Annotated in this window: 4 protein-coding genes; all 4 read right to left on the reverse strand. The window is 67.5% G+C overall.

Annotated elements, in window-relative coordinates:
* A partial coding sequence (locus AB0H52_RS31405; protein ID WP_357951901.1) for a TniB family NTP-binding protein occupies window positions 1-904 on the reverse strand: 904 nt, incomplete at its 3' end.
* Window positions 901-3006, reverse strand: coding sequence for a helix-turn-helix domain-containing protein (locus AB0H52_RS31410; RefSeq protein ID WP_192580521.1), 2106 nt, complete (start codon window positions 3004-3006; stop codon window positions 901-903). The genes AB0H52_RS31405 and AB0H52_RS31410, both read right to left, overlap by 4 nt.
* Entirely contained in the window at window positions 2999-3778 is a 780-nt protein-coding gene (locus AB0H52_RS31415; protein WP_151493172.1) for a TnsA-like heteromeric transposase endonuclease subunit, read from the reverse strand. Before AB0H52_RS31415 ends, AB0H52_RS31410 begins: the two co-directional genes overlap by 8 nt.
* Before the next feature lie 132 nt (window positions 3779-3910).
* Window positions 3911-4390, reverse strand: a complete 480-nt coding sequence (locus tag AB0H52_RS31420) for a pyridoxamine 5'-phosphate oxidase family protein (protein WP_357951904.1) — start codon at window positions 4388-4390, stop codon at window positions 3911-3913.
* Window positions 4391-4830 lie beyond the last annotated feature (440 nt).

Here is a 4830-nt window from a genome sequence, read left to right on the forward strand (position 1 = left end):
TATCCATGCTCCCACGGAATGACGATCTCGGGCTCGAACCGTTCGCGCGAAGGCCCATCTTGGCGTTGCTTTTGGTCTGGAAGCTACGACGAGGCCGTAACGCGTGTTCCATCGCGGCGACGAGCTTCGCCCAGTCGGTCTTGTCCTGCTCGGTGCGGTAGGTGAACGGGCTGGTGTCGACCGGGATGAACCGGCCGGCGATCTGCCGGCCGCGGACCCCGGAGAACATGCCGTTCTCGTGGAGGTCCAGGCCCGCGTAGACGAAGGTGGCGCTGATCGTGTCGAAGAAGTATTTGAGCTGGTCGGAGGCATTCTTGCCTTGGCGGGTGGTGAGGTCGAGGCGGTGGATCTCGTCGACCAGGACCATGCCGGTGCCGACCCGGCGCATCACCGTGGCGACGTTGTGCGCGACCGACTGCGGGCTATCCCGGGTTGCGACAGGCAGGCCGAGGAAGATGGCCATCTCCGTGGCAAGCATCTTCGGGGTGGCATCGGGCGGGACCACGATATAGACGACCGGGATTCGGTCTGTGACGCCCGGGCTGCGGCGTTCCAGCTCGATCTGGAACTTCTTGCCGAGCTGGGTGATCGAGGTGGATTTTCCAGTGCCACTGGCGCCGGACACGATCAGGCCGCGCCGGCCGAGTTGCTTGCCCCGGTTGTTGATGACCAGTTTCGTGCCGGTGTGGATGACCTTCTTGATGTCCGGGGTGGCGACCAGCAGCAACGCGGAGTGGTAGTCCTGTCGGGCTTCGTTGTATAGGTCCCGCTCGAACGAGGTCAGCTGCTGCCAGTCCGCGTCCGGTAGCAGCCGCGGTGGCTCCGGGTTGATCTGGGCGACGAATGAGGCCCAGCCCTGCTTGGTGGCCAGCGGATGCCGGACGTCGCTGGACAGCGTGCTCATCGGCCAGCCTCCAGGTCATCGGCGAACGGGTTGAACAGCGCGAACGGCACCACTTCGCCGACCAGGACCTGCGGTTGCTCGGCGGATTCCGGGTCGAGCGCGGGCAACGGCTGCGGTGGTTCGGCCGGCGGCGCGGGTTCCGGTGGATCGGCGAACGCGGCGGTGGTCAGTTCCGGGGGCAGGTGGTTGCCCATCGCGTGAGCTGTGCGGTTTCGCGCGAGTGCCCGGCCGCTGCCAGGGCCTTCCTCGGCGCGACGTAGCAGCGCGGCCAGGATCACCGAGACGGCCATCTCGTTGGTGTCGTCCAGGCCCCGCTGTGCGGCAATCTTGCGGGAGGCGCGCCAGGTGAAATCGGCGAACGGCTGCCCGACCACGCTGTGATGGGTCCAGGGGACGGTGATCCAACCGCCGTGATGATGGTTGCGAACCCAAATCCGCGAAACGTCGTAGGGGTCGTAGTGGACCTCCCACCGGCCGGCGCGGCTGGTGACGCCGGAGTTCTTGCGGGCGTAGGGCCGCAGCTCCCCGCAGTTGTAGGTGCGGTAGTCGATCTGGATTCCGCCGTCGCCGATGGCCCGCCAGTCCGCCGGCAGCAGTTCGATGTAATCCTCGCCGGTCAACGCGACCGGAACGTAGCCGGCGGCAGCGACCAGCGCGGCGTAGGCATCGTTCGGGGAAGCCGCCTGTGCCGGGTTGAACGGGTGCCGCAACCCGTCATGCGGGCGAGTCTGCCACCCGGCGATCACCCACTCGTCGAACAGTTCTTGCAGGTCGGGCAGCGACCACACGGCCCGCTCAGCGACGTCACGCCCTCGGCGGGTGACGTCACGGCCGGTGTAGCCGGACACGTGCTGGCAGAACAGCGTGTTGATCGACTCGAAGGTGCGCTCGACGATCGCCTTGTCCGTCGCCGTCTGCTGATGTGCTGGCTGCACCGAGATGCCCAGCGTGTCGGCCGCGCGCAGGAACACCTCAGACAGGAACACCTTGCCGTGGTCGATCACGACGGTGTCCGGAACGATCACCGGCTTCGCCGCGGCGAGAGCCATCCGGGCATCCATGGCGACCAGCCGCTGGTGCGGGATCCGGGTCGCCGACATCGCCAGCGCGGCGTCCCAGCCAGGCCGCATCGGCTCCGGGACCATGACCCGGGCCAGCAGCAGCGCCGCGTCGACCGCCTTCGCACCGACCGGCCGCAACACTCCGGCGCAAATCGTGCGGGTGGCGATGTCGATGGCGAGCACGAGTTCCGCTCGGCCGATGACACCATCGTCCATCACCGCCATGACATCCAGCGGGGTGCTGTCCAACTGGACCTGCTCGCCCGGCCGGTTCGCGGTGGTCGCGGTGTAGGCGCCGGCCGGCTTGTTCGCCGTCTGCCGGCGCGTCACCGCCGACCCGAAGGTGTACCGCCCAGCCGACAACGCCTCCAGCAGCCGGTAACAGGTCGCCGGCGACGGCATCTCGACCACGCCGGGGCCATGCTCGTCGTCCAACAGCTGCCGGATCTGCCGCAGCGCCCGCGACTTCGTGCCCGTCGACGTGCCGGTCTGCGCCTCGATCACCGCGGCGGCCGCCGCAACCACCCGGGCATCGACGTTGCCGGTCGGCTTCGCCGTGCGCGCGTGCCGGGCGTCGACCAGACCCCAAAGGCCCTGCTCGCGGTAGCGGCGCCGCATCCGCTGGACCGTGCGGACGCTCGTCTTCGTCCCGGCCGCCGTCAACTCCGCCGCCTTCGCCGCCTCCCGGACCGCCATCGGATGCACCGCCGGGTCGTACTCGGGCCTCGGCACCGCGCCCTGAGCGTCCGACATCAGGCCGGTCTCGACCTCGATCAGGTGCCGCTCCCAGTCCCGGGCAGCCTGCACCACCTGCGCCGGCAACGCCTCCAGCAGCCCGTGCGGGTCCACCCGAGGAGCCGGCGCCGCGCCGACCAGCTCGAAGTCCGCCGCGCCCAGCAGATACGGCAACGCCACCACGGTCGTCGCGCCGGCCGCCGACACCAGCCGGATCGCGGAACCCGAGATCGCCACCACGGTGTGCGTCGTCCCGGCGAAGACCACCCGATCGTTGACCCGCAACACGCCCGGCCGCTCAGCCATCCCGCTCACCAACCAGCGCCAGACGATCGATGGTCGGCGCCACCTGCACGATCGTGCGGTGCGACAGCACCAGCGACAGGTCCGTCATCAGCTCCCGCCGCCAGAGCAGGTGGTAGAGCACCGGCAGGGTCCTGAGCGGGTCACCGGCGACCTCGGCGCCGTCCATCAGTGAGCGCGGCCGCGCGAACGCCTCCAGCAGCACGGCGGCCACCTGCCCGTCGAAGCACCGCGGGTGCCGGTAGCCGGCCAGCCACCGCTGGTTCGCCACCAGCACCGGGTCCAGCCGGTCCCATACCGCGTACCGCCACCCCAGTAGCGCGCATGCCCGATCGGTGACCCCGAACGCCTCCCGGTCCGCCTCCTCGATGAGTTCCAGCGGCCGGGAGTCCAGCACCAACACCGCGTCGTCATCCAGGCGCACCAGGAAATCCGGGGCGTGCCGACGGGTCTTGCTCTCACCAGGCCAGAGCAGCCAGAACGGCTGCGACACGATCCCGCTCACCGACGGGTCGAAGTCCAACGCCACCAGGTGATCGCGTTCCACCCACGATTCGAAGCCGACCTGGCGACCCACCGTCGCGGACCAGTACCAACCCGGGAAGTTGCGCTGACCCCGATACGAGGGGAACGACCTCACCGGCCGGTCCAGCACATCGACCACCTCCGGCAGCCAGCCCCACGGCACGCGCTGCTCCACGCCCTGGTCATCCAGGTAGATCGCCTCAAAGTTCTCATCCAGGCCAGGCAGCCCGATACGCCGCGTTCGATGCACCGGGACATCATTCCTCGCCACTTCCGATGAGAATTCGCCACCCGGCTCCAAGGGAGAAGTCAGGAGCCGCAGTTGTGGCCGAACGTGGAATCATGCCCGCATGGCGGAACGCGACTGATCCGCGTGCAGGCGTCACAACTGTGCAGCGCCCGCGGCGTAGCTGAAGATCTTTTGCGGCGTCATCCGAATCCATGCCGAAGCCCAGGGCAGTTCCCGACCGTATCGGGCAGCAGCAGCCGTCACCTCATCAGCCGCAGCATCCAAAACCTCAGCCGGTCCTTCCGCCATCACCATCGCATGTTCCGAACCGCCACCCTGCATGACGACCAGAGACGCCCACGGGTGGGCGGCCAGATTAGCTAGGCGGACCGCTCCGGTGACTGTCGGAAACCAGATGACCGGCCCTTGCAGAACCAAGCTCGTTGGCGCGGCGTGCGGACGCCCATCAACCCTCGTAGTGGCCAGCACGCCGTATGCGCCGGGACGAAGTAGCCGGGCCAGTTGTGCCCCTGTCATCCGGTTTTCCTCCGGGAAAGACGATGTCGTTGCTGCACCGGCCGCACCGAACGAACGTTCCTGAAGTTCGGCTAGCAGCGTCTCCTCCGTAGTCATACACACGATCTTCGTAGCTGAAGACGGGTTGAGGTCAAGGCAACCTCTCGCCACCTTCACTGAGAACTCGCCAGGGACTCGCCACATCCTGTGCGGCGCTCGCCAGTTCAGCTGCGAGGCGACACGCAGCGCAGCGCGGCGCAGGACCGGCTTCAGCATCAGCTATTTATTGGATTATCGGTAACTCTAATTCAACAAATACTCGCCACGAAACGGGCATAAGGTGCGCGCATCATAATGACAGTTATGGAGGCATGAAGGAGATCGGTGGATCTCAAGTGGTCCGGCACCCGGTGTCCTGTCCCACCGCATCTGACAAGTGGCCCGCCGATCTGCTCACAAGGCACCGCGTAGATAATGCAACGGCCCGACGAACCTGAGCCGCGGCTGGTTGCAGCCGGTGCCGGCCCGCCGGCGAGCCTTCCGCGCTTCTCAAATAC

Source organism: Micromonospora sp. NPDC050695 (genome assembly GCF_040654415.1).
Classification (GTDB): domain Bacteria; phylum Actinomycetota; class Actinomycetes; order Mycobacteriales; family Micromonosporaceae; genus Micromonospora.

Excerpts from the sequence above, each read along its gene's own strand:
- AB0H52_RS31420 (WP_357951904.1), bottom strand. The coding sequence starts at position 4,390 with ATGACTACGGAGGAGACGCTGCTAGCCGAACTTCAGGAACGTTCGTTC.
- AB0H52_RS31410 (WP_192580521.1), bottom strand. The coding sequence starts at position 3,006 with ATGGCTGAGCGGCCGGGCGTGTTGCGGGTCAACGATCGGGTGGTCTTC.